Below are 21,503 nucleotides of genomic sequence, written 5' to 3' on the forward strand. Positions count from 1 at the left end.
TGTGGGGTGGCGCTGAAGCGACACGGGGCCACTCCATGTCCATAGCGCCCTCCCTTCATTGAAACTCGCGATCGTGGATCACTGCGTCACGATGACCGCCTCGACGCACTCGCCATGGCCGTCGCGTATTGGGCCGAGTGGCTCAGCCGCGACCTCGCAAAGGAAGAAGACAGGCGCATACGGCAACAAATAGAGGAGGAGCATCGCAAGTTCGAAGACTCCTCCCTCGATCACTCATCGCCGCGCGCCAACTTTTACGACAACTACTAACCGTAGACTTCGAGCTCCTCAAAGCCTCGATCAATACCGCGTAAAATGTCACCGCACATAGCGGTGACACCTAGCATTTTCGTTATCTCGGGGTCTTGCTTCGTGACCGCGAGCGCGATCTTAGCGAACTCCCAAAATAGTGTGCCGCCTGCGGGTTCACCTTCCTTTGATGTGAAATCACGGCACTCTGAATAAAAGAGGGAGCGTGCGCTATAGAGGTTGTGGAAGTTCTGGCGTGATCCATCCTGCACTTGCTCGGCAATGATGGGTAACAGGGCGCCCATCAAAATTAGACCGCCGTTTTTCCCTCGTGCCTTCACTCGTGTCAGTCGATCCGCCAAGTGAAGCTGAAAAATCATCACTTCATGTGCCGTTGGTCTAAACACATCGCGTGATGTTCTTTCCCATTCCTTACCAACGGCACCGAGCATCACCCCGCCAGTAACGCCTTCAAGGGAATCGAGCAGGAATGCCGCGGCCAACGCGGCACGTTCCTCCACGGTCGTGCGCTTCGATTTACTGAACGGCCACACTAGGAAGTCCCCGTCCAATTGGAGTATTCCATAGCTTACATGTCTTGCGGCGCCCTAGCGTGCCCACAATAGTTAGGCAATAGTTAAAGACATGCATGATTTAGAGGACTACTTCCGATTCAGCAACGTATCTGTCACAAGCACTAATGCTTACGCCGATTATCACAGCACGGCGCATTAAGTCCCATTGCTCTATTTATTGAGCCATTGCGCACGCACCAAGCTGGCGAATGCCTACATCGCGCAACCACTGCGATCTATTACGATCAGAGCGTCATCGGCACAATCTCTGTTTGCGACTATGCCGACGACATTTGCAGTAGCGCGGTAAGAAAGCGCGGCCCACACGGGTTAGGCCCCCATGTGAGCCGCTAAATCACAATCAACGCGAAAGGAGTTGATCATGATCTGCAACGATCATACGACACACGAACGCCCTTCTGAACTGTTCTGGCTCATCAACGAGCCGCAACTGCCCTCGGACCCTAAGCAGGCGAAGCGACACACGTACCAAATGAGAATCGCCGGCACGTCGCTGGCGATGTGTGTGATTCGAAACCTGCTAAGACACCACGACGCCTACCGCCGAAAGAAGGCGACCCTCACGCCATCCGATGCCGAGGCATGGCCGCTCAGTCCAACGCAACTGCAGGGTCTACGCGCGGCGTTGTATTTCCTTCGCATACATAGCGACCAACTGCTGAAAGCTGAGCGGGACGAATAAGCCGTTCGCGTACGCATGACTCCTTTTCGCGGCACCTCGATGGGAGATCGGAGTGCCGCCATGGAGTCGGGCGCAGAAAGACTGGAATGCTTCAGTCTGTGCAAAGAGTAGATAGGGACATCCCAATTGGCTGTTTCGGCTACCCGATTTGCTCGGTTTTCGCCCTGACACGGGGTGAGTTGATTCCCTTGCGCGCTCCTGCTGGGGACTAGTCCGACGAGCAACTCTTCTCACCTAAATTTCCAAGAAGTAGATTTATATTTATGATTTATAAGACAAATATGAATTGAGGCGGCCTTAATCCCTGCATGCACGCTGACACTAACCCTAACTATCCTTACTTGCATAACCTTCCTAACCAACACACTGGAGGCGTGAGATGAGGTGGCCGCATTTGGAGGGTCCGATGAGCATCCTGAGTTTCTTGACCCTGGAAGATCTCCAAACGGCAGATCCGCGCGACGCCATCAAGTGGGGGAACCTGACAGTGGACGAGCTCGGGCCTGGCGGCCTACCTCGCCTGAACCACAATGGTGTGCGCATCTATCGCAACGGGGATTTGACCGAAAATCGGCGCCTTGCCCTGCAGGAATCGGCGGAACGAGTCCTGGCGGACGAAAGGTCACAAAAGGCACCCATCCGTGACGTGGGTATGCAAGGCCACGTCTGGATGCTGATCCACGGCAATCTGGTCCTCAGCGCTCCTGAGCCTTTATTGTTAAGTGGAGCAATTGAGCCCGCTACGCTTACATCAGAGATCTATGACGCCATGCTGGTAGAAGTGGTCATGAACGCGGAGGACGACCCCGCCTTTGCTCGGCATGATCCAGATGCGTTGAAGCAGATGTTCGCGCGCCTACGTAAAACCCTACAGGCCAGTCTGATGCCGCCTACACCTAGCAGCGTTGCCACGGATCCGCCCGTAATCACGCCCGGTCGTGGGACACCGATGGAGCGCATGGCTGCTCAACGCGAAGCATTCCTGGACCGCGGTTGGCCGACAGCCACCGAACTGGCCAGGCTATGGGGGAGCAAAGCAGAGAACAGCTCGCGATTCACTAGCGCGCTGCGTCGAGACAAGAAACTTTTCGGTGTGTGGTCAACGAGACACGGTGGCACCTACGTCCATCCGGATTTCCAATTCGTGGATGCGCATACGCTCTCGCCGCACGCGCCAGCGCTGTTGGAGGCGTTGGAAACCATCCCCGGCTTTAGCGACGATCCCAATGACGTGAAAGGCGGTGATCCGGGACGATGGCGGCGCCTGTTCTGGTTGTACGAACCACGTAAGGAATTGAGCGAACGTAACCTGGCCGAAACGGCGGCGATGAAGCAGGGTCAAAGTGCGCTTAATGCGGTGGTCGCCATGGACGGAGTGGACGAAACCCCACGCACGCCCGCGGACGTGTTCGCCGAGGCTCCCGAGGCGGTGATTGCCCTCGCCCGCAAGGATGCAGCTGATGACCGCTCCCCTATTTGAGCTGCCTCGCCTTTTGATCAGCCAGCTAAAGAGGGGGATCGCACGTCCGGTTAAATCTTTGTATATTCAAGAGCGACTTACCTGCGTGGCGGCCCCTTCAACGCTGCCCGTATTTATGGGGGGCGCATGGTTTTCGGAGTATGTCGGCTCACTGGAAAGCGAGGGACGTTCGTCGACTCGCATCTCTTGCCCAAAGCACTGACGCGACCATTGCAGCCAGGGAAGCCTTTCGTCGAGGCTGGCAGAGGCAAGCGGCCAATTCGTAGATTCAGCAGCTGGTATGACAATCGCCTGGTCACCAAAGAGGGTGAAAGGATATTGCGTGACTTAGATGATTGGGGTATTGCAGAACTCAGGAAACACCAGCTTATTTGGAGCGGCTTGGATTTGGATACTGAGCCGCCCTTGATTGAAAGAGTCCCCGACACAAGTTTCGGCGTTCGCGAAATTAGGGGAATAGATAGGGCTCGATTGCGATTGTTTTTGCTCAGCTTGCTATGGCGTGCCGGAGCAACGAATCGAATGGAGTTTGATGCAGTATCCATGCCCGAGAGCGAGCTAAGTCAGCTCGGGGATATGATCCGAACGAACAACCCTGGCCCTCTTTCTTTCTATCCGGCCACACTCATACAACTTGTTCCATCGGGTGAAGTACATAACTATTCACCCACAGCAGGCGTTAAGAAGCAGCTATCTCGAGATGGAACTCAGGAATGTGAGATTCCGTTTTTCAGGTTTTACTTTGACGGACTGATTGTTCATATGCATCGCAGTTCTCGTAAGAACTGTGCAGTAGATAAGACGCTATTAGTAGGTGGCGACGATTTGCTTCTGGTAAGCATCATGGATACGGGAAAATCTGCGCAGTACGGCTACATGGCTCAGGTGGTAAAAGAAGCCAATGAAGGATGGCCCGATGTAATGAACAAGCTCAACCCTCCATAGTGAATGAGGAATGCTAGCTGTGTAGATCAGGGCAATATCGATCGATATGGGGAGTAAATCGTGAATCTTCGACTCATTGGGAAAAGACTTGCTCAGGCTCGAAACCTGCTGGAGTTAGCCGTTGAAAAAGTGGAGGCTGATACTGGAATACGAAGGGCTCGTCTGGCCTCAATTGAGTCGGGTACGGAAGCGCCCTCTGGTGATGAACTTTTGATCATGGCAAGTTATTACGCCAGGGACGTCCGTGATTTTATTGACCCTTCTCGACCGGAACCCTTTAAAGAGACCAGCATTCTCTATCGAAAACATGGTCCTGCGTTCACTGCAGAGGATCGGCGTTCCGTTCAGGAGTTTTTGTTTCTATGCGAAATTGAGGCGGACTTAGCGTCTCAATTAAACGTTGAGCGTGTGTCGTTTGAGTTCAAGCCATCAAATGGCGATCTTCACAAGACGCATGGCGTGGATGCCGCCGCCGCACTTCGCCGAACCCTTGGATACACGGCGAGGCAGATTCGCTTAGATATCTACGCAGATTTTCGACTTATAGGACTCCACGTTTTCCGTCGCCGGCTGCGAAACAAAGATTTATCAGGGCTATACATTGAACACCCTGTCGCTGGTCATTGCATTCTCGTTAACTATGATGAGGACATTTACCGACAAAGATTTTCTGTTAGTCACGAAGCGGCGCACGCCATCTTCGATTCGAATGATACGGCAAGCATCTCTTATGAGAGATCCAGCTCCAAATATAACAAGATGGACTTGAAAGAGATTCGGGCTAATCGATTTGCATCGCACTATCTAATGCCGCCGACGCTTCTTCCTAGGGTTCCTAGCTGGAGCAAAGAGTTGGCTTTACATTGGGCGCAAACGCTGAAAGTAAGTACCGAGGCGTTGTCATACGCATTGCGCGAAGCAGATCTTGTGGATGATGCAGCAGCGAGAATGATTCGTTCCGTACGCGTACCCATGATTGATAAGGTCGACCCCGAAGCCCCATCTAATTTGTCCCCTTCGCAGCTGGCGCGAAGAAAAGAGCTTATGGAAATGGGTTTGTCCGACTATTACGTCGGACTTTGCTTTGAAGCTCACCATCGCGGACTGATTTCAGCTGGTCGACTAGGCGAGGCCTTTCTGTCCGACTATAGGGGGCTACGCGAAATATCGGTGCTGTATGGACGGAGCATCGTCAATGAACTTTGATCCCAGTCGCTTCTCGCCAATGTCCGTAGCGGATTCGTGCGCCGTATGGAATATGCTTTCTTCGCAGCGCTTAAATAGGGCTGCTGTTGGCGCAAATCTGCATTTCTGCATCACGCCCGCCGTGCTGTACGAGTGCCTTTTTAAGCCTAGAAAGAATATATCGCAAGAACAGACAGAGCTGATGGGGCAGCTTCGGACTGAGCGGGACGCGGGGCGTTTTCCTGTTCAAGGTTGTAGCTTGGACGACTTGCTTGCGGTCTTGTCGAAGATACCTAAAGGGCTTGGTGCCGGCGAGCTATCGTGCATTGCGACTGCTTACGGAATCCGAAGCATTGCGTTCATGACGGATGAGCGTCTCGCGCGACGCGAGGCGGAAGGAAAACTCGGCCTTTCTGTGGAAACGACACCTCGCCTCTACGGTTACCTTCATTACCACAAGCATCTAAATGATGGCGATCACAACGCAGTCATTGCCGAGCATGAGAAATTTGAAAGGAGGCCGCTTACAAAGTTCTTTCAAGACACATACGAAGAGGCAATGCGATGCAGGCTTATGGTCGCGACCACTAATGCCGACGCATCTGGGCAGAGCGAAGGCATCGGAGAAGAAAATGCCCAGGGCGGAGCACCATCTTAGGTCGTTTAAAACGATCTCTTCGTAGTGAGCGAGCGGCTGTGAATTAATCGGGGGAGGATGACACCAAAGTTACCGACAGCCCAACGTCCTCTCAGTTTTGGATGGCTCATCCGCTTGGAGACAAATCCACCAATCAAGGAGATTAGGTGTGGATGGGCGATCTCAGTGCAAGCTTAGCTCTGTGCCATATTAACCTACAGACTCGTCAGCCACCATTGACGATATCGATGAAGGCGGACCTGGCAGTTCGCCGCCCAACTTTCGCCAAGCTTCCTTTGCATCCAAATACAACTCATGCCCTACCCCGTCACGTTCCAAGGTCGGCTTCATCCGAATGGCCTGATTGCGCGCCTTGTTTTTCAGCCACAGGTTAGTGAAAGTCTCGATCGCCTCAACTTCGTCGTCTTTGATGGCATCCATATCCAGACCCACCAATTTCGTGAAGGTGTCCTGCTCTTCTTTGGTAGGCGATCCATTTTCGGCGGGAAAGGTATAGTTCCCCGGCTTGCCCATTGGCGACACCATGGGATTCATTCGCACAATGCGACTGTCCACCAGCGGAGGCAATGCAGGCGGCACTGCACCTGCCATGACATGCGCAATGAAGCTGGCCGAATCAGGCGGGTCATCTACAATCGCGCTAGCGAGTTTCCTCACATCCGCCAGGACACCTTGAGCGTACAAGGTACTGTATAGCGCCCGATTCGAATCGGGCGGGTCAGGAGGTGGCGGCGCCAAGCATACCGTGCCAGTGCCAATAGATAGCGCGATCACAGACTTTGATCGCCCTTGCATTACCATCGCCTCAGTCACCGCAGCCAGCACGGGGTTGTTGCAGCCCGTTACGCCACCATCCCAGTAACGTTTACCCGAATCATGTGGCAGTACCGCCGGTTGATCAAAATACAGAACGGGTGCGGTGGATGACGCATGAATTGCCTCCACCAGCGGCACTTGCGCAGGATCACCACTTCCAAGGTTCGCCCCCTGGGCCGGCGCTGAGCGGAAGAACCGTGCACGATTGCGGTCGTAATCGAATCCGATAATAAGCAGATGAACCGGCTTGCCGCTGGTCTTGCCCGGAATATCCTTCACTGCATCCTGCATAGGCAAGTTGCAACAACGAGGGAACGCCTCCTTCAATCCGCCAAGCTTCGCATCCGTGCGATACCTAGGGGTGGGAATGAATGATGGGTGCGGCCATTTTTTTACGAATATGCTTTCGCGCCTCTTCGGATCTTTAAAGAATGCCAGCAGGTCACCGAGCTTCATGTTCGCCACCAATCCGCCTAGCACAATGCTGCCGCCGGAGTTGGCCGCCACCATGTCGAAATCACGAAGAACGGTATGTCCAGTTGTTTCGCTGTTGTATAGATCAATCAGCGCCTTTACCTGGATCAGCGCCCATGATCCACCGCCATCCAGTGAAAGAATCTTGTAGTCCATGGTGCCCCCTCGGGTCGAGTGAGATCAACCTAAGCAGACCGCTATTGCATCAGTGGAGTCAGGCGCATAGCGACACAGCTGAGTTGCCCTGGCAGGGCAATGCCTATTTCCTGATTGGTGACCCTTTCCCCTTGGCCGACAGTTCGGTCAACGATGCCACCGACTTGTCAACGCTGATGCTTTACCAGCCAGACCATGAAGATCTTGTCAATGAGGGTAAGAAAACCATGCGTCAGCTCTAATCGATTTCCGGCGGCTTCTTATTGCATCACCTCGACAGCCCCTTGATTGCACGTTGCCACAACGGCGATTTGCATATCGCTCATCTGTCCTTCTTCGACGCCAGCCTCCGCCAACAGAGCTTCATAGACATCAAGGCGGCCTTTGATGCGTGCGCCCCACCAAGCCACGAGATACATGATCGCCAGCATCCATAGCAAAATGCTGCCGATCAAATGTACGTGGCCAAGCAAATCCTTCCAATCTCCGAATGACCATTCCTTGAGCTGCAAATACAGCAAAGCCAGCAGTGGAAGAATGCCGAGCTTTTCCATGCCTCCACTCAGCAGGGCATGCCGATACAGCAACGTTGTTTTTCGATCACGGACATAGCGTAAGTACCTGGCAACCTCATCGGCTGGACACTTTCGCAAGGCATCCACGACATTCCGGTAGCGCAAATAGAAGTCGTCAAGATGCATGGCGAAGTCCAGGTATTGCCGTTTGTAAGCGCGCCACACCCGATAACCAACACGAACGCAAACGATCATTACACAAGCCCATTCCAGCAATGCGCCGGCCTGCAGAATCAGCTGACCTAGTCGATTGCGAAGTAATAAATTGATCAGTATCACCAACCCACCGAAAACGACCACGCCAGCCAGCGAGTAGAGTTCGAATCGTGTCACAGCCGTATCGTCCGCGTCCTGCACGTATTCGGCGATGCGCTCCTCCAGCCAGGCAAAGCTAAACGACTGCGACGGCATAGGCAGTCTCCTGCATTACCTGATCGATCCCAACATTCCACGATACGAAATCCATGGACAAACCTTCGGCTGAACTGGTTAGCCGCATCAAGCCATCCATACTCATCGCCATCCCCTACTCTGCGTTAATCGGAACACTAGCGCGTAGGCTGGGATGATAATCCCAGCTTGGCATCCGACATGCAGGTGCTGGGATTACCATCCCAGCCTACGCCGCGCCAGACCCACATACAGGGCGGCGACGGGTACGTGGAAAGGCGTGCGTGAAGAACTCACGCACGCCCGATGCCGCCTGCCGCTTAGGGGTAAAAAGTCTGGGCCGGGCTGGCCGTCAGCAGGCCACCCGCCAGGCAAGTGCCACCGTCCGAGGCGTTCCCGAAGGTTACGCCACCGGTGGCCCGCACCTGATCGGACGGAGCGGGATTGGTCAGGTTGGCGTACCAGAGCAGATTGGGGAAAGGAGCAAAGCAAGTCACTGGGCGCTGCGGCCCGAACCCAACCCACTGGACTGACTTGATAGCCAGAGAGGAGTTGTAGATAACGCTGCCACCGGTGCTGCTATCCACGCTGAAGGTTCGCGGAAATTGACTGTTATCAATATAGAAATGGGCCTGTGTACCCACGCCGCAATCGTAGTTCACACTGGCCGAGGTCACCGTAATGTCGCCCGTACCCGCCATCATGCCGTTGATCGTGAGGGTGCAACTGGTCGACTGTGTCTGGCCCTTATACGTGGGTGAGCTGGACAGCGATATCGAAAGCGGGCCAGTCAGGGTGATCGCCCCGCCCGGGCTCACGCTCGTGGCCTGGGCAGACAGGCTCACGCCCAGACCCAAGGCGATAGCGGTCATCGCCATCGCCAGCTTCCTTGAAGACATTTCAAAAGCAAACATTCTGCATCTCCTTGTGAATGAATGGTCTTTTGCTTCTTGTGTCACGTCCCCTGTTCCTGGGACCGAGGGTATATCGCCGACGATTGTCATGGACAGTGCCAGGACAAAGCACCGCATGTGACTTCATTGAAATAAACGCTGTCATGCGCGTAGGCTGGGGCGGCCATCCCAGCATGGGGTGCCGCGTGCAAAGCTTGGGATGACAGGGGTTTTAATTTTTCCGCATGAAAGATGGAAACTTTCCCTAGACAGCATTGGGCCAGTGCCGGCATGGCGATTCGCGGTCAAATCGGCTACTGCTCATTCACCGCCGTCAAATATCGGTCGAAAGACACGTCCACGGCGGCGCGGCCTCCCCCCATGATGTTGCGGTTCCAGGTGTAGCCGAACACATCCTCGAAGGCATAGCCGTCCAATCTCGCCCGCATGGCTTTTACATCGCCTGGCGCCATGGGAATGTAATTGGGATAGCTGTACATGAAGGTGACGTGGCGGCGGTCCATCGCCACTTGCAGTGCGTCACCGGGGAAAAGCGCGCCGCCAGGGCGCGGGCCTTGCTTCCAGTGCAAGGCGGTGCTGCCTGGGAAATGGCCGCCGCAGCGAATGAGCGTCACGTCATTCGAAAGCTTCAGCTGATCACTGCCCCAGAACTCGATGGACGACGAGTGACGTTGTACCCACGCTTTGTCCGCCTCATGCAGAAGAATGGGCACATTGCCGAAGGCACGGCTCCATTCCACCATCGAGGCGTAGAAATGGGGATGGGAAATGATGATACGGTCCAGGCCGCCGCGGGACTTGATCGCAGCAATCGCATCATCGGAGACGAGGCTTACCGTTTCCCAAAGGATATTCCCCGCGTCCGTCGGCAGCAGCAAAGCCCGTTGATCGATGGCGAAATGGGGCGTGACGCCGATGGCCAGGAGCCCGGCTTCCTCGCCCAGTCGCTGACGATAGGTGTTGTGCAAGGCATCCATGCTGGTCCAATGCTGTCCCTCCCATCCGACGTACTGGCGTTCGTCTTCACAGATGGGGCAATGCCCGGGCGGAACGTCCGTATCGCCGAATTGCGTTCCGCAAGTGGCACAGATGGGCAACATAAGCTCGTTTCTCCGCTGGATGATGAGTCGCCGGATGCTTTACACAGGCTAACCGCCAGCCGCCCACTTTGATGAGAGCCACTGCCGACAAAAGCATGGGGTCCAGTTCGGAATGAGGGGCGTAGGCTGGATGGCAATCCCAGCATCGCGCGGATTGCATGCACGGCAATGCTGGGTTTCACAACCCAGCCTACGATTGGCATCCCACGCTCCGCCAAACGAGCATCACACGGGACAGCCCGGTTCACGGGTATCCCAAGCTGTCAAAGCGGCCGCGCGAACGATTGGCCGGCCACCGCACCAGGCGGCCTCATCCTTGCGGAGCCGATCCTTGCGACGACGACGTCGGAGATGCCGGTTCTGGCGTTTGCGCGCCGGCAAAATCCACCACCAGGCTCACGCGACGGTTGGGCTCTCCGGCTTCGCCCGATTTGCCCTTCAGGACCTGGCGATTGACCGACTTGCCGTAACTGACCGTGCGCACCTGGTCAGCCGACATGCCGCCCGTGTTCACCAGGTAATCGCGCACCGCGTTCGCACGCTTCCGCCCCAGTTGCATGTTGTACGACGCACTGCCGGCGGCATCGGTAAAGCCCTCCACGGTGACCACGGCTTGCGGGTAGTTCTTGGACATGATCTTGGCGAAATCGTCGAGCAAGGGCTTGTCCTGGTCACGCAGGGTGGCGTCGTTGAACGCGAAATGGGAAACCGTATCGACATGGATGCGGCCATTCAGCTGGGCAATCTTCGCGTCGTATTGCGCAAAGTGCTGCTGCATCGTCTGCGTCAGACCGTCGATTTCCTGCTGCTGCTTCTGTTGGTTGGCGCGCAGCTCGCCAATGGCTGCGTCGAAATCGGCCTTCTTGACGTAGCCCTGGCATCCACCCAGGCCGACGGCCAGTACAGCCAACGACACATAGGCAAAACGTTGATAAGAGCGCATGGAACAGCCTCGTTGTCACCACATCAACATCCTTTTTGCAGCGTCGTGCGTTGTCATGGCGTGAACTTGAAGTCTGCATGGATGGGGCGTACGAGCACGTTTAATGGATATTCCACTTCGGTTTCATTGAAAATCGCAGTGCCTCAGCGCAAGAAGGTTGGGGCCGCACGGTATGCGCGTCTGGCACAGCGTAGGCTGGGATGGCAATCCCAGCACCGGGATGCCGCATGCAAAGCTGGGATTGTCATCCCAGCCTACGCTGCTCATTTTTGAATGGATGCATCAAAGCAACCTGCAAGCCCACTCCAGGGGTGCCTTTTGGCAGGAATGCCTTTTGGCAGTCGTGCTTTGCGCGCGGACTGGCACAAGCTGCACCGGGAGCCATCGTCGTGCCGAAGGCACCACCGTGGGCAACGCAACGAGGGCGCAGCCATGCATTCGTCTTTTCGCACACCGGCGTGGTTTTACTTTGGGGTCGCATTCGGCATCACCTGGGCGTTCTGGCTTTTCCCCGTGCTGGCCAGTCGCGGCATCTTGCCGCTTGGGCAGGGTGCGCAGCTGGCCTGCCTGTTCGCCGGCTCCTTTGGACCTTTCGTCGGGGCCTTTCTGGCGGCATATCGCGATGGTGGCTGGCCGGCAGTACGCGAATTCGCCGGCCGTAGCCTGCGCTACCGCATGGGCCCGATCTATTTTCTCGCCGCCCTATTGCTTACGCCGGTTGCGGCCGCCCTGTCGATGGCATGGCTGGCCAGTCACGGCGGCCCGCCGTTCGCCATCGCGGTGTCGCTGAGCCATTTGCCCCTGCTGTATCTGGAATTGTTGCTGTTCGGCGGCTCCGTCAACGAGGAATTCGGCTGGGCCTACGCGATCGATCGCCTGCAGCAGCGGCAAAGCTTGCTCCGCGCGGCGGTGGTGCTGGGCGTGATATGGGGTTGCTGGCACATCCCGCTGTTTTTCGTTACCGGCCTGACGCAGTCGTTCATGCCCTTCTGGGCCTTCCTGGTCTTTACCGTCGCGCTGCGCATCGTGATCGTCTGGGGCTACGCAAGCAATCGCCAAAGCATCCTGATTGCGCTGCTCTTTCACACGGGCAGCAATCTGGCCTTCAACCTCTTTGAGGTGGTGGATCGCTCGTCACGGCACGATCAGCGCGGCTTTATCGGCTATGGGCTGATCGTGCTCGTCATTGCGCTGCTGATCGCGTTCAGCGCACGCTGCTACCAGCGCGTGCCACCGAATTCGATCGCAGGCACAGACGATAAAGTCCTCGAATGAAATATCCATATTCAAGCTTGATCCGCGGCTTATGCCGCAACGGCGACAGGTTTTAACGGTCAAGCATAGGTTTGCCGTAGTGACTGGGTCATTAGGACTTGTCTCAATCCACCGCCTGACGCTCACCCCGCCACTGAAACGCGCATCAGTGCCCTGAAGCTTCGGTCACGACATCGTGCGAAATGCCGTGCTCGCGCAGGATTTTCAACACGGCGGCAATCGCCTCCGGCCGGTTCGGCACCTTGTGATCGGAGGGAACGATCAAGGTCGTGGTGGAACCCGGCAGCAACGCACTGCTCAAGGGCACGTAGCCGTCTCCGGGCGGCGTTACGCCCGGCAGAACACCGGCGATCGTGTCGTAGCGCACGCCCGCCGCGGGCATCAGTTTCTCATCCGCGAGCGTCACCGGCTCGTCGGGCTGCAAGCTGGTGATGCTGGTGATGTGGCCCGTCTGAAGCATCGCGCGGATCGCCGGTTGGATGGATTTCGGATTGTCGGCAACGATGCGCATGAGCCCGGCCATTTCTTCGATGTGCCGCCAGCCCAATAGACTCACCAAGCGCCCCAGCAATCCGTCCGCTGCGGGGCTGCCGCGCTGCGGCGCGGCCATGAAGATGATCTCGTCGACGCCTGGATAGGGTTGGAACTGGAACACGTGCTTGAGCGTGGCCAGGTCGTCCGCACCCGCGTGCAGGCTGTCGATGGGCGCCGAAAAAGCCGCATCCCATACCGCCGGTGTGCTTTGCGCGCACAGCAATCGTGCAATCACGCCACCCATGCTGTGGCCGACCAGCACTACACCTTGCCGCGCCGGCGCGTGTCCGTCCGGATCGAGAACGCGCCAGGCTTCATCGATGTAACGCTGCACGCGGTAGCGTTCCACCAACAGCGGTGCATTGCTCTGATAGACGATGTGCCAGATCTGGTAGCGCCGATGCAGTTGGGCATCGCCCATGATCGCGTTGCTCAAGCGCGCCCAGATCAGCGGGCTCCCGGCCACACCGTGGATCATGATGATGGGGGTCTTGTTCGGATCGTAGTCGTCCAGCAGGAACAGGCCCGATCGCTTGCCGACTTCCGCACCGCCGATCATGCCCCACCAGGCCAGGCGCTTCAGGCTCGTTCGTTCCAGCAACTGCGCAATGGGCGCCGAAACATCCTCGGCCAGTGCATAGGGATGGTTACCCACCCTGTGTTCGGGCTTGAGCTCGGCGTTCTGCACCACCAGAACCGGCGTGTTGTCATGAGCACCACTGCCGGTTGGCGCTTCCAGCCACATCGTCGCCGGCCGGAACACACCCTCCGGCGGATAATGACGGCAGATGGCGCGATCGGAACACGGCAACGCGAACGCCACGAGCGGCACGCCAAATCCCGAGTGCCGGTAGCGAGCGCCATCCAGGGCATCCACCGGCACTTGGTCGGCGAGCTCCAGATAGAAGCTGCTGCCGAGGCTGTCGGGGACGTCCCGGAATTCAACGCGGACGGCGACACCTGCCAGGAACGACTGGCCCATCGCCACGCCGATAGGGCCGCCCTGGGCCGCCAGATCGAAGAAAGAGCGACTGCATTGCGTCGCGAGCCAGCTGGCTGCCGTCCTGGTGGCTTCTGCTTCGCCGGCCATGGCATCGTGCGCCAGTGTTGCGCAATGCAGCCACGCATCCGCTCTAATTCCTGCTGACTGTCCCCGGATCGCCACCGTCTGCCATGCCTGGGCTTTCTCCAGCAACGCTTCGGCAGAAAGATGGGAAGCACCTTCCCCGCCCGTCGATGCACAACCGGACAAGCATGCCACCCACATCATCCATGCGAAAGCTCGCACGGCCGACAGCTGGCGAGCTACGCGGCGATGCCTGGTACGATCCGCCATCATCCGACCTTCTCCGTGCCCGAAGAACGTGCCTCCACCCTTCGTGGCTGCCGAACGCCCGCCCGTAAGCTCCCCCTACTGCGGCCCCACGCGACGTAATAGTCTACTCCGGCGAGTGATCTAGCGAAGTCGCGCCCGACTCGCTACAGCAGCCCAAGCTGAGTGGCTTTCAAAGTGGCCGCTGCCCGCGTGGAGCACTCCAATTTGCGAAACACGCTCTCGACGTGGGTACGTACGGTACTCGGACTGATGGAGAGCTTTTGCGCGACCTTCTTGTTGCTCGCACCGAGGCTGATCCAGCGCAGGATTTCGCGTTCACGCCCGGTGAGCAGTCCTGCCGACGGCGTAGTCGGTGACGCGACGGGCCTCGGCGCTTGGTTGAGCAGCGCATGCACAACGTTGGCATCATGACGGCCCGCCTTGACTTCGGCCAGCAGCAGCTCCGCCGCGGCGTCTTCGCTGTGAGCGTCGCGCCATGGCCGCGGCGCGCGCAGCGCAGCGAGTGCGACCGAACTGGCGAGAATGCGCCCTTCGAGTGAAAGGCCACCCTGCTTGAGCTCGCGAAAGTAACCGGATCCATCCAGCCGTTCGTACGCGTGGGAAGCAACTTCCGCCTCGCCGGCTAGCGAACCGATCTGGCGCGCGGCGCGGCCGGTCCAGTACGGCACCAGGCGCACCCGTTCCCAGGCCGATTGCGCCAGCCGTCCGGGCGTATCCCAGATCATGTTGGGGACCGAGGCCCGGCCCATGCCGTGGATCAGCGCGGCGCGATGGATCCGCCGCTGGCCAGCTTCATCCAGGCCGAGCTGCAACGCGGCGTTGCGAGCCAGCTGCGCTACCTGCCGAGAGTGGCCGGTCATCCAGGGCAGCTTAAGGTCGATCACGTGAGCCAGGATTTCCAGCGATGTCGTGCTGCCGGCGAAGGCCGCATCGAGCGAGCACGGGCCGGACAAGGTTGGATCTTCATCCAGGACGGCAAGCCATGGCCGCGCGTTTGCAACGACTGCGCTCGCCAGATCTCGCGGGTACAGCACGCCGGCACGCGCATCGATCAACTGGCACGCCTGCTCGATGCCATACAGCCGCTGGAAGATGTCGAGGTCGCCGGCCAGCGAGGCCATGTAGACGGCCGCCGGCACCTCCTCCGCGCGCAGGCCATCCGGTGCGCCGCTGCCGTCATGGCTTTCGAACAGATGGCGCAAGGCGAACTGCGTGCTGTCGTCCAGACCAAGCTGCACGGCGATGTCGCCCGACACCTCGCAATGGATGCGCGACAAGGAGTGAAACGCCGATCCCTTCTTGCGGGTGACGGCGCGAAAGCCGCCCGTTGGCGACTGGGTGGCCAACAGTGCTTTGCGCCCGCCCACGTCGTCGCCGAACAGCTGCGCGAATTCGGGCGCATTGGCCGTGCAGCCGGACCAGCGCAACAGCGCCACGGCCATGGCGCGGGTGCACGTCGCCCCATCGGCGCCGCTCTCCCTGGCCAATTGCCCGGCCATCCAGGCAACGCGTGGCGAATGGTCCGTGGGCTGGCCCATGGCGAGGTCGCCCACAAAGGACAGGGATCGGACCACATCCAGCAGGGGAACGTTCGAATCATCCATAGCAAGGCCGGTGGCTGTCGACAGTGAGGGGAAGTCTAGCCATGCCCGCCTCGCTTTGGCCTCGGTCATTCATCCGATAGTGCGCGTGATGGGCCAAGCGCAAGCTGTTCGCCAAGGTTGGTCCGCCAACCTCACACCGACCAAAGTTCGATCCACCTACCCCTATCTGGAGGCTCCCATGAAAGCGAATAACGTCAAGAACGTCGTGCTGGTGCACGGTGGCTTTGTTGATGGTTCCGGCTGGCTGAAGGTCTACAAGCTGCTGAAGCAGGACGGCTACAACGTCAGCATCGTGCAGAATCCGACCACCTCGCTGGCCGATGACGTGACCGCCACCCGGCAGGTCGTTGCGCAGCAGGATGGGCCGGTCGTCCTGGTCGGCCACTCCTACGGCGGTGCGGTGATCTCCGAAGCCGGCACCGATCCCAAGGTGGCGCGCCTGGTCTACATCACCGCCTTTGCGCCCGATGCCGGCGAGTCGGTGCAGTCACTGATCGCCAATCCGCCCCCGGGCGCACCGGTGCCGCCGATCCTGCCGCCACAGAACGGCTTTCTGTTCCTGGATCGCGACAAGTTCGCCGAGTCGTTCGCGGCCGACGTCAGCTCCGAGGAAGCGTCGTTCATGGCCGACTCCCAGGTGCCGTGGGGAGTGAATGCCCTGGCCGGCGCGGTGAGTGTGCCAGCCTGGAAAAGCAAGCCGAGCTGGTACCTGGTCGCCAGCGACGACAAGATGATCCCGCCGCCTGCGCAGCGCCAGATGGCCCAGCGTGCGGGTGCCAGCGTGGCCGAGGTCGCCGGCAGTCATGCGGTGTATGTCTCGCAACCGCAGGCTGTCGTTGATCTGATCAAGCGCGCCGCGGAGGGTGTCGCGTAACGGATGCCGCGACAAAAAATTTGCTCAAGGCGAGATCGATACGCCGGCCAAACCAACTCCCTCCCCTGCTTGCACCCTGCAAACAGGGGAGGGAGCCGTTTCCGGTTATCTGTTCCATCTCGCCTTGAACTTATTTTTTAGTCGCCTGTTACCTGGATGCACGCGAAAGCATCGCGCCTCAAGCGTTTGCACGGCGTTGCGAATGCTCCCTAGACGGCAATGGGCCCACGCCCGAATAACGATACGCCTGGATAGACCATCGTGTTGAGCAGGGTTTCGGAAAGCTCGCACCAAGTATTGAGGCAAATGTCCCCCCACCACTGCATGGGCGCCGCAAACCAGGCCATCAGGGCCATCGGCGCGTAGGGTGCCAAGGGAGCGAAAGCTTCGAAGGGGGCGAAGCTGGTGTCGAAATCGTAAAGCGAGGCGCTCATGACGCCCTCCTTTCTTCAAACCCATGGTTCGGATACGGCAATGACTGCTTCCGCAACAGTTCCGCCGTATGCGCGGCGATCATCGCCTCTTCGTCGGTGCCGATCACCAGCACGCGCACCACGCTGTGCGAAGTGCTGATCAGGGCTTCGTGCCGATCGTTCGCAAGCCCGTCGCATTCCACCCCAAGCCACGCGAGGGCGTCGCAAACCTCCGAACGGATGGAGGCCGCGTGTTCGCCGATGCCGGCCGAGAACACCAGCGCATCCAGGCCGCCCAAGGCGGAAGCCAGCGCACCGATTTCCTTCACGATGCGATAGACGAACAGGTCGATGGCCTCCCGGGCGCGCGGATCCTGGCTTTGAAGCAGTGCACGCATGTCATTGCTGATGCCGGAAACGCCCAGCAGGCCGCTATCGTGATAAAGCGTACGTTCGACCGCTGCAACGTCGAGCCCACAGGTTTGTTGCAGATACAGCACCACTCCCGCGTCGATGCTGCCGCAGCGCGTTCCCATCATCAGGCCATCCAGTGCGGTGAAGCTCATGGTGGTGTCGATGCTGCGTCCATTGCGCAAGGCGCACAGACTGGCGCCATTGCCCAGATGCGCCATGATCACGCGTCCCTTGGCCAGGGTGGGCGCCAGCAGGCGCAGGCGTCCGGCCAGGTATTCGTAGGAGATGCCATGGAATCCGTAGCGGCGCAATCCCGCTGCGGTATACGTCCGCGGCAATGGCAATCCTCTCGCAACCGCCGGCATCTCATGGTGAAAGGCGGTATCGAAGCAAGCCACTTGCGGCAATCCAGGTCGCAAGCGGGCCACGGCTTTGACGGCTGCGAGATTGTGCGGTTGATGAAGCGGCGCCAGCGGCACCAGCCGCTCAAGTGCGGTCAGCACGGTTTCGTCGATGCGCACGGGACGGTGGAACAACGGCCCGCCGTGCACGACGCGATGCCCGACGCCCGCAAGTGCCTCGCCGCCAAGATGATTGGTAATCCAGACAAGCAAGGGCTGCAGCAGTTCTTCATGCGAGCGGGCTGCCTGGTGTTGCCACGCGTAGCTCTCCAGCACCGTTGCGTCCGGCGCACGTGCGGTAAATCGCGGCGTTTCGCCGATGCCCTCGATGGCACCGCGCGAGAGCAGGCGCTGGGTGCTGCCGCCAAGTTCGTATAGCGCAAACTTGATGCTTGAAGAACCCGCATTGAGCGTAAGGATGGCCTTGGGCATATCAGCCCTCCGCCATGATCAGCGCGGGCATCCTGGTCTCGTGCACCATCAGCACGGCGACGGCAATGGCGGCGGTTGCCTTCAGGTGGGGCATGGCACGATCCTCGATCATGAGGCCACCATGCCACGGGCGGGAAGCCGGCTCGTTGATGCAAATCAAGTACAGCTGCCATCCAGCGTTCAAGTCCATGCCATGCGGCTGCAGCGCGCGACACTCCAGCGTATGCTTCTTAAAATAACGCCCCTCTTCAAGAGCATGTCCGGATGGCCGTTCCTCCAAGCCCGGCTCCAACCCCAAGCCCGCAAGCCCATATGCTGGTGGTGGATGACGAGCCTGAAATCACCCAGCTTTTGAGCCGCTATTTCACGACGCACGGATTCCGGGTGAGCGTCGCCAGCGACGGCGCGCAACTGCGTCACCTCATCGGCACCGAAAGTATCGATATCGTGATGCTCGATCTGGGCCTGCCGGGCGAGGACGGCCTCAGCCTGACCCGCTATTTGCGCGAGCACTGGCAAGGTCCGGTGATCATTGTGACCGGGCGTGGCGATTCCGTAGACCGGGTGGTGGGCCTGGAGCTGGGAGCAGATGATTACGTCACCAAGCCGTTCGATCTGCGCGAACTGCTGGCACGCGTGCGCAGCGTGCTGCGCCGGTCTTCACCGCCCTCGCCCACCAGGATGCCCGTACCGAATTCCGCATCCCGGCGCTTTGCGTTCGATGGTTACGTGCTGGATACGCAATCGCACGGCCTGTTCGGCCCGCATGGCGAAAGCATCGATCTGACCACCGGCGAATTCGCACTGCTGCGAGTGCTGGTGGAGCATGCCAACAAGGTACTCAGCCGCGACCAGCTCATGACCCACATGCATGGGCGCGACGCTGGCCCCTATGACCGTTCGATCGATGTGCAGATCGGCCGGCTGCGCCGCAAGATCGAGCTCGACCCGGCAAGCCCGCAGCGCATCAAGTCGATCCGCGGTGCCGGCTATCTGTTCTCGCCCAGCGTGCAGCGCTTATGAACGACATGCCGTCCAATCCTGGCGCAGACGCCGAGCTGTTCCGCTCCCTGTTCGAAACCGCACCGGACGCGATGGTCGTGGTGGACCGGCACGGGACGATCGTGCTGGTCAACGCGCATGCCGAACAGCTATTCGGTTATGCGAATGGCGCGCTGAGCGGGCTGCCGATCGAGACCCTGCTACCTGCAGCGGTACGCCAGGCACACATCGCGCATCGCACGCATTACATGTCCAATCCGCGTGTACGCCCCATGGGCGCCGGCTACGAACTGACCGGGGTACGCGCGGACGGACAGTCTTTCCCGGTGGAAATCGGGCTGGGCCCGGTTAGCTCCTCGTCCGGCACGCTGTATGCAGCATCGATCCGTGACATCTCCGAAACCCAGCGCGCGCGCCAGGCCCTGCAACGGGTACGCTTTGACGAGGTGATGGCGCAGATCAGCCGGCGGCTGCTGGAAGCGACCGCGCATGACGAGCAGGCCGTAGCAGAAATACCCGAGTTGATTTCCGCCACGCTGAGTATTCCCGCCGCTGCCATCGTATTGATCGATCCGCACCATATTGGCCTGCAGGTCCCCGCCTCCATGGGCTTCTCCCGGAAAGCGCTGGCTGACGTGCCGCGCAATGCCGCCCTGCAGGTACTGGCAAGTAATGCCACGCCGGAGGCCGATAATCAGGCCACTGCCCTTGGCAGCCTGCGCGAGGCATGCCCCGCCCTGGCCGAAGGCTTCGCCGACGCCGCCATCGTGTCCTTGCCGGACCGGCGTGGACCGATGGGCCTGCTGCTGGCGGTGTCGCATGAACCGGGCACGTTCGACCGGGACCGGCTGCAGTTCCTGCAATCGGTCGCCAACATCCTGGCCGCGGCGATCCAACGCGGACGCAGCGAGGAACAGCTTGCGCATGCCCAGCGCCTGGATGCGCTGGGTCAACTCACCGGCGGCATTGCGCACGATTTCAATAATCTGCTCACAGTCATCTCCGGCAATCTGCAGTTGCTGGAAGCCGATGCAGCGGAAGATCCCGCCACGCGCGAAACCCTGGAAAGCGCCTCGCGGGCGGTGGAGCGTGGCGCCGCCCTCACCCGCAAGCTGCTGGCGTTTTCGCGTCGGCAGCACTTGCTGCCACGAGCCGTACGCACGGTGCAACTGCTGGCCGACCTCAGCGACATGTTGAGCCGAACCCTGGGCGAACGCATCAGCGTGACGGTGGAATGCGCCAGCGACGTGCCGGCCGTGTACGCCGACCCGGGCGAGCTGGAGGCAGCCCTGCTCAATCTGGCGCTGAATGCGCGCGATGCCATGCCACGCGGCGGACGTCTTGCGATCAAGGCACGTGAGCACCAGGTGGTCAACACCGACGACGATGCGCGCCTGGCGCCCGGCGCTTATGTCATGTTTGCGGTGGCGGATACGGGCGTGGGCATGCGGCCGGAGGTTCTCGCGCGCGTACTGGAGCCATTCTTCACCACCAAAGGCCCAGGCAAAGGTAGCGGGCTGGGGCTGAGCATGGTGTACGGCTTCGTCAAGCAGTCCGGCGGTCACCTGAGCATCGACAGCCAGGAAGGACACGGCACGCGCGTGAAACTTTACCTGCCGGCAGCAGCGAGCTTCGGCGAGGAATCCCCGGCGCCGTTATCGCGCAAGGGACATGAAACCGTGCTGGTGGTGGAGGATGAGCCGGAAGTACGCCGCCTCGCCATGGCGTTTTTGCGCAATCTGGGCTACGTGCCGCTGGAAGCGGGTGACGTGGAGACCGCGTTGCGGCTGTTGTCGACGCAGCAAGGCATCGATTTGCTGTTCACGGACATCGTGCTGGGCGGCGACATGACCGGCTTCGAGCTGGCCGCCAAGGCACGCGAGCAGTATCCGCGCCTGCCGGTGCTGTTTACCTCAGGCTACGAATACGCCTCGCTCGACATCGACCCGCATGCTTTCGGCGCGCTCGAACTGCTGCGTAAACCGTATCGGCGCGAGCAGCTCGGCAGCACGATTCGCCGCGTGCTCGATCGGGAATCGGCCTGAAGCCTAGCGC

20 protein-coding genes are annotated in these 21,503 nt (G+C 59.3%); 10 read left to right on the forward strand and 10 right to left on the reverse strand.

Going from position 1 to position 21,503, the window contains the following annotated elements; all coding sequences use genetic code 11:
* Window positions 1–266: 266 nt before the first annotated feature.
* Window positions 267–803 carry a hypothetical protein gene (locus tag EKH80_RS03885; protein WP_126683407.1) on the reverse strand — a complete coding sequence of 179 codons (537 nt, stop codon included), beginning with the start codon at window positions 801–803 and terminating at the stop codon, window positions 267–269.
* Between the two features lie 403 nt (window positions 804–1,206).
* On the opposite strand from EKH80_RS03885, the gene EKH80_RS03890 reads away from it, so the two are divergent.
* The 5 genes from EKH80_RS03890 to EKH80_RS03910 all read left to right on the forward strand — a co-directional run bounded on the left by EKH80_RS03890 (window position 1,207) and on the right by EKH80_RS03910 (window position 5,795).
* Window positions 1,207–1,527: a hypothetical protein gene (locus EKH80_RS03890; protein ID WP_126683408.1), complete on the forward strand. Its 321-nt coding sequence runs from the start codon at window positions 1,207–1,209 to the stop codon at window positions 1,525–1,527.
* A 406-nt stretch (window positions 1,528–1,933) separates the two neighbouring features.
* Window positions 1,934–3,007 carry a hypothetical protein gene (locus EKH80_RS03895; protein ID WP_126683409.1) on the forward strand — a complete coding sequence of 358 codons (1,074 nt, stop codon included), beginning with the start codon at window positions 1,934–1,936 and terminating at the stop codon, window positions 3,005–3,007.
* A gap of 186 nt (window positions 3,008–3,193) precedes the next feature.
* Window positions 3,194–3,952 (forward strand): hypothetical protein, encoded by a 759-nt coding sequence (locus tag EKH80_RS03900; protein WP_126683410.1) that lies wholly within the window; start codon window positions 3,194–3,196, stop codon window positions 3,950–3,952.
* Window positions 3,953–4,012: 60 nt separating this feature from the next.
* Entirely contained in the window at window positions 4,013–5,158 is a 1,146-nt protein-coding gene (locus tag EKH80_RS03905) for an XRE family transcriptional regulator (protein WP_126683411.1), read from the forward strand.
* Window positions 5,148–5,795, forward strand: coding sequence for a hypothetical protein (locus EKH80_RS03910; RefSeq protein ID WP_126683412.1), 648 nt, complete (start codon window positions 5,148–5,150; stop codon window positions 5,793–5,795). Before EKH80_RS03905 ends, EKH80_RS03910 begins: the two co-directional genes overlap by 11 nt.
* 189 nt (window positions 5,796–5,984) lie before the next feature.
* Here the strand turns inward: EKH80_RS03910 and EKH80_RS03915 are convergent, their stop codons facing one another.
* Window positions 5,985–7,241, reverse strand: a complete 1,257-nt coding sequence (locus tag EKH80_RS03915; RefSeq protein ID WP_126683413.1) for a patatin-like phospholipase family protein — start codon at window positions 7,239–7,241, stop codon at window positions 5,985–5,987.
* A 44-nt stretch (window positions 7,242–7,285) separates the two neighbouring features.
* On the opposite strand from EKH80_RS03915, the gene EKH80_RS03920 reads away from it, so the two are divergent.
* Entirely contained in the window at window positions 7,286–7,483 is a 198-nt protein-coding gene (locus tag EKH80_RS03920; RefSeq protein ID WP_126683414.1) for a hypothetical protein, read from the forward strand.
* An 18-nt stretch (window positions 7,484–7,501) separates the two neighbouring features.
* Here the strand turns inward: EKH80_RS03920 and EKH80_RS03925 are convergent, their stop codons facing one another.
* The 4 genes from EKH80_RS03925 to EKH80_RS03940 all read right to left on the reverse strand — a co-directional run bounded on the left by EKH80_RS03925 (window position 7,502) and on the right by EKH80_RS03940 (window position 11,163).
* On the reverse strand, window positions 7,502–8,227 hold the full coding sequence (locus EKH80_RS03925) for a hypothetical protein (protein ID WP_126683415.1): 726 nt from the start codon (window positions 8,225–8,227) through the stop codon (window positions 7,502–7,504).
* Window positions 8,228–8,526: 299 nt separating this feature from the next.
* Window positions 8,527–9,120, reverse strand: a complete 594-nt coding sequence (locus EKH80_RS03930; protein WP_126683416.1) for a hypothetical protein — start codon at window positions 9,118–9,120, stop codon at window positions 8,527–8,529.
* A gap of 293 nt (window positions 9,121–9,413) precedes the next feature.
* The gene (locus EKH80_RS03935) at window positions 9,414–10,220 is read right to left on the reverse strand and encodes an MBL fold metallo-hydrolase (protein ID WP_126683417.1); all 807 of its coding nucleotides are present in this window, start codon (window positions 10,218–10,220) and stop codon (window positions 9,414–9,416) included.
* Window positions 10,221–10,530: 310 nt separating this feature from the next.
* Window positions 10,531–11,163: an OmpA family protein gene (locus tag EKH80_RS03940; RefSeq protein ID WP_126683418.1), complete on the reverse strand. Its 633-nt coding sequence runs from the start codon at window positions 11,161–11,163 to the stop codon at window positions 10,531–10,533.
* Between the two features lie 432 nt (window positions 11,164–11,595).
* Here EKH80_RS03940 and EKH80_RS03945 point away from each other — a divergent pair, with 432 nt between their 5' ends.
* Entirely contained in the window at window positions 11,596–12,438 is an 843-nt protein-coding gene (locus EKH80_RS03945; RefSeq protein ID WP_126683419.1) for a CPBP family glutamic-type intramembrane protease, read from the forward strand.
* A 145-nt stretch (window positions 12,439–12,583) separates the two neighbouring features.
* Here EKH80_RS03945 and EKH80_RS03955 read toward each other — a convergent pair whose 3' ends face one another.
* On the reverse strand, window positions 12,584–14,311 hold the full coding sequence (locus tag EKH80_RS03955; RefSeq protein ID WP_126683420.1) for a lipase family alpha/beta hydrolase: 1,728 nt from the start codon (window positions 14,309–14,311) through the stop codon (window positions 12,584–12,586).
* Window positions 14,312–14,451: 140 nt separating this feature from the next.
* Window positions 14,452–15,846 carry an HD domain-containing phosphohydrolase gene (locus EKH80_RS03960; protein ID WP_230473405.1) on the reverse strand — a complete coding sequence of 465 codons (1,395 nt, stop codon included), beginning with the start codon at window positions 15,844–15,846 and terminating at the stop codon, window positions 14,452–14,454.
* 244 nt (window positions 15,847–16,090) lie between these two features.
* On the opposite strand from EKH80_RS03960, the gene EKH80_RS03965 reads away from it, so the two are divergent.
* Window positions 16,091–16,786 carry an alpha/beta hydrolase gene (locus EKH80_RS03965; protein ID WP_126683422.1) on the forward strand — a complete coding sequence of 232 codons (696 nt, stop codon included), beginning with the start codon at window positions 16,091–16,093 and terminating at the stop codon, window positions 16,784–16,786.
* 209 nt (window positions 16,787–16,995) lie between these two features.
* On the opposite strand, the gene EKH80_RS03970 is transcribed toward EKH80_RS03965, so the two are convergent.
* Window positions 16,996–17,220, reverse strand: coding sequence for a hypothetical protein (locus EKH80_RS03970; RefSeq protein ID WP_126683423.1), 225 nt, complete (start codon window positions 17,218–17,220; stop codon window positions 16,996–16,998).
* A complete protein-coding gene (locus tag EKH80_RS03975; RefSeq protein WP_126683424.1) occupies window positions 17,217–18,446 on the reverse strand; it encodes an acetate/propionate family kinase in 1,230 nt (409 codons plus the stop codon). Before EKH80_RS03975 ends, EKH80_RS03970 begins: the two co-directional genes overlap by 4 nt.
* A 312-nt stretch (window positions 18,447–18,758) precedes the next feature.
* Here EKH80_RS03975 and EKH80_RS03980 point away from each other — a divergent pair, with 312 nt between their 5' ends.
* Both EKH80_RS03980 and EKH80_RS03985 read left to right on the forward strand, forming a co-directional pair.
* Window positions 18,759–19,469 (forward strand): response regulator, encoded by a 711-nt coding sequence (locus tag EKH80_RS03980; protein ID WP_230473406.1) that lies wholly within the window; start codon window positions 18,759–18,761, stop codon window positions 19,467–19,469.
* Window positions 19,466–21,493 carry a PAS domain S-box protein gene (locus tag EKH80_RS03985; protein WP_126683426.1) on the forward strand — a complete coding sequence of 676 codons (2,028 nt, stop codon included), beginning with the start codon at window positions 19,466–19,468 and terminating at the stop codon, window positions 21,491–21,493. Before EKH80_RS03980 ends, EKH80_RS03985 begins: the two co-directional genes overlap by 4 nt.
* Window positions 21,494–21,503 lie beyond the last annotated feature (10 nt).

It is taken from the genome of Dyella choica (genome assembly GCF_003977665.1).
Taxonomy (GTDB): Bacteria; Pseudomonadota; Gammaproteobacteria; order Xanthomonadales; family Rhodanobacteraceae; genus Dyella_B; species Dyella_B choica.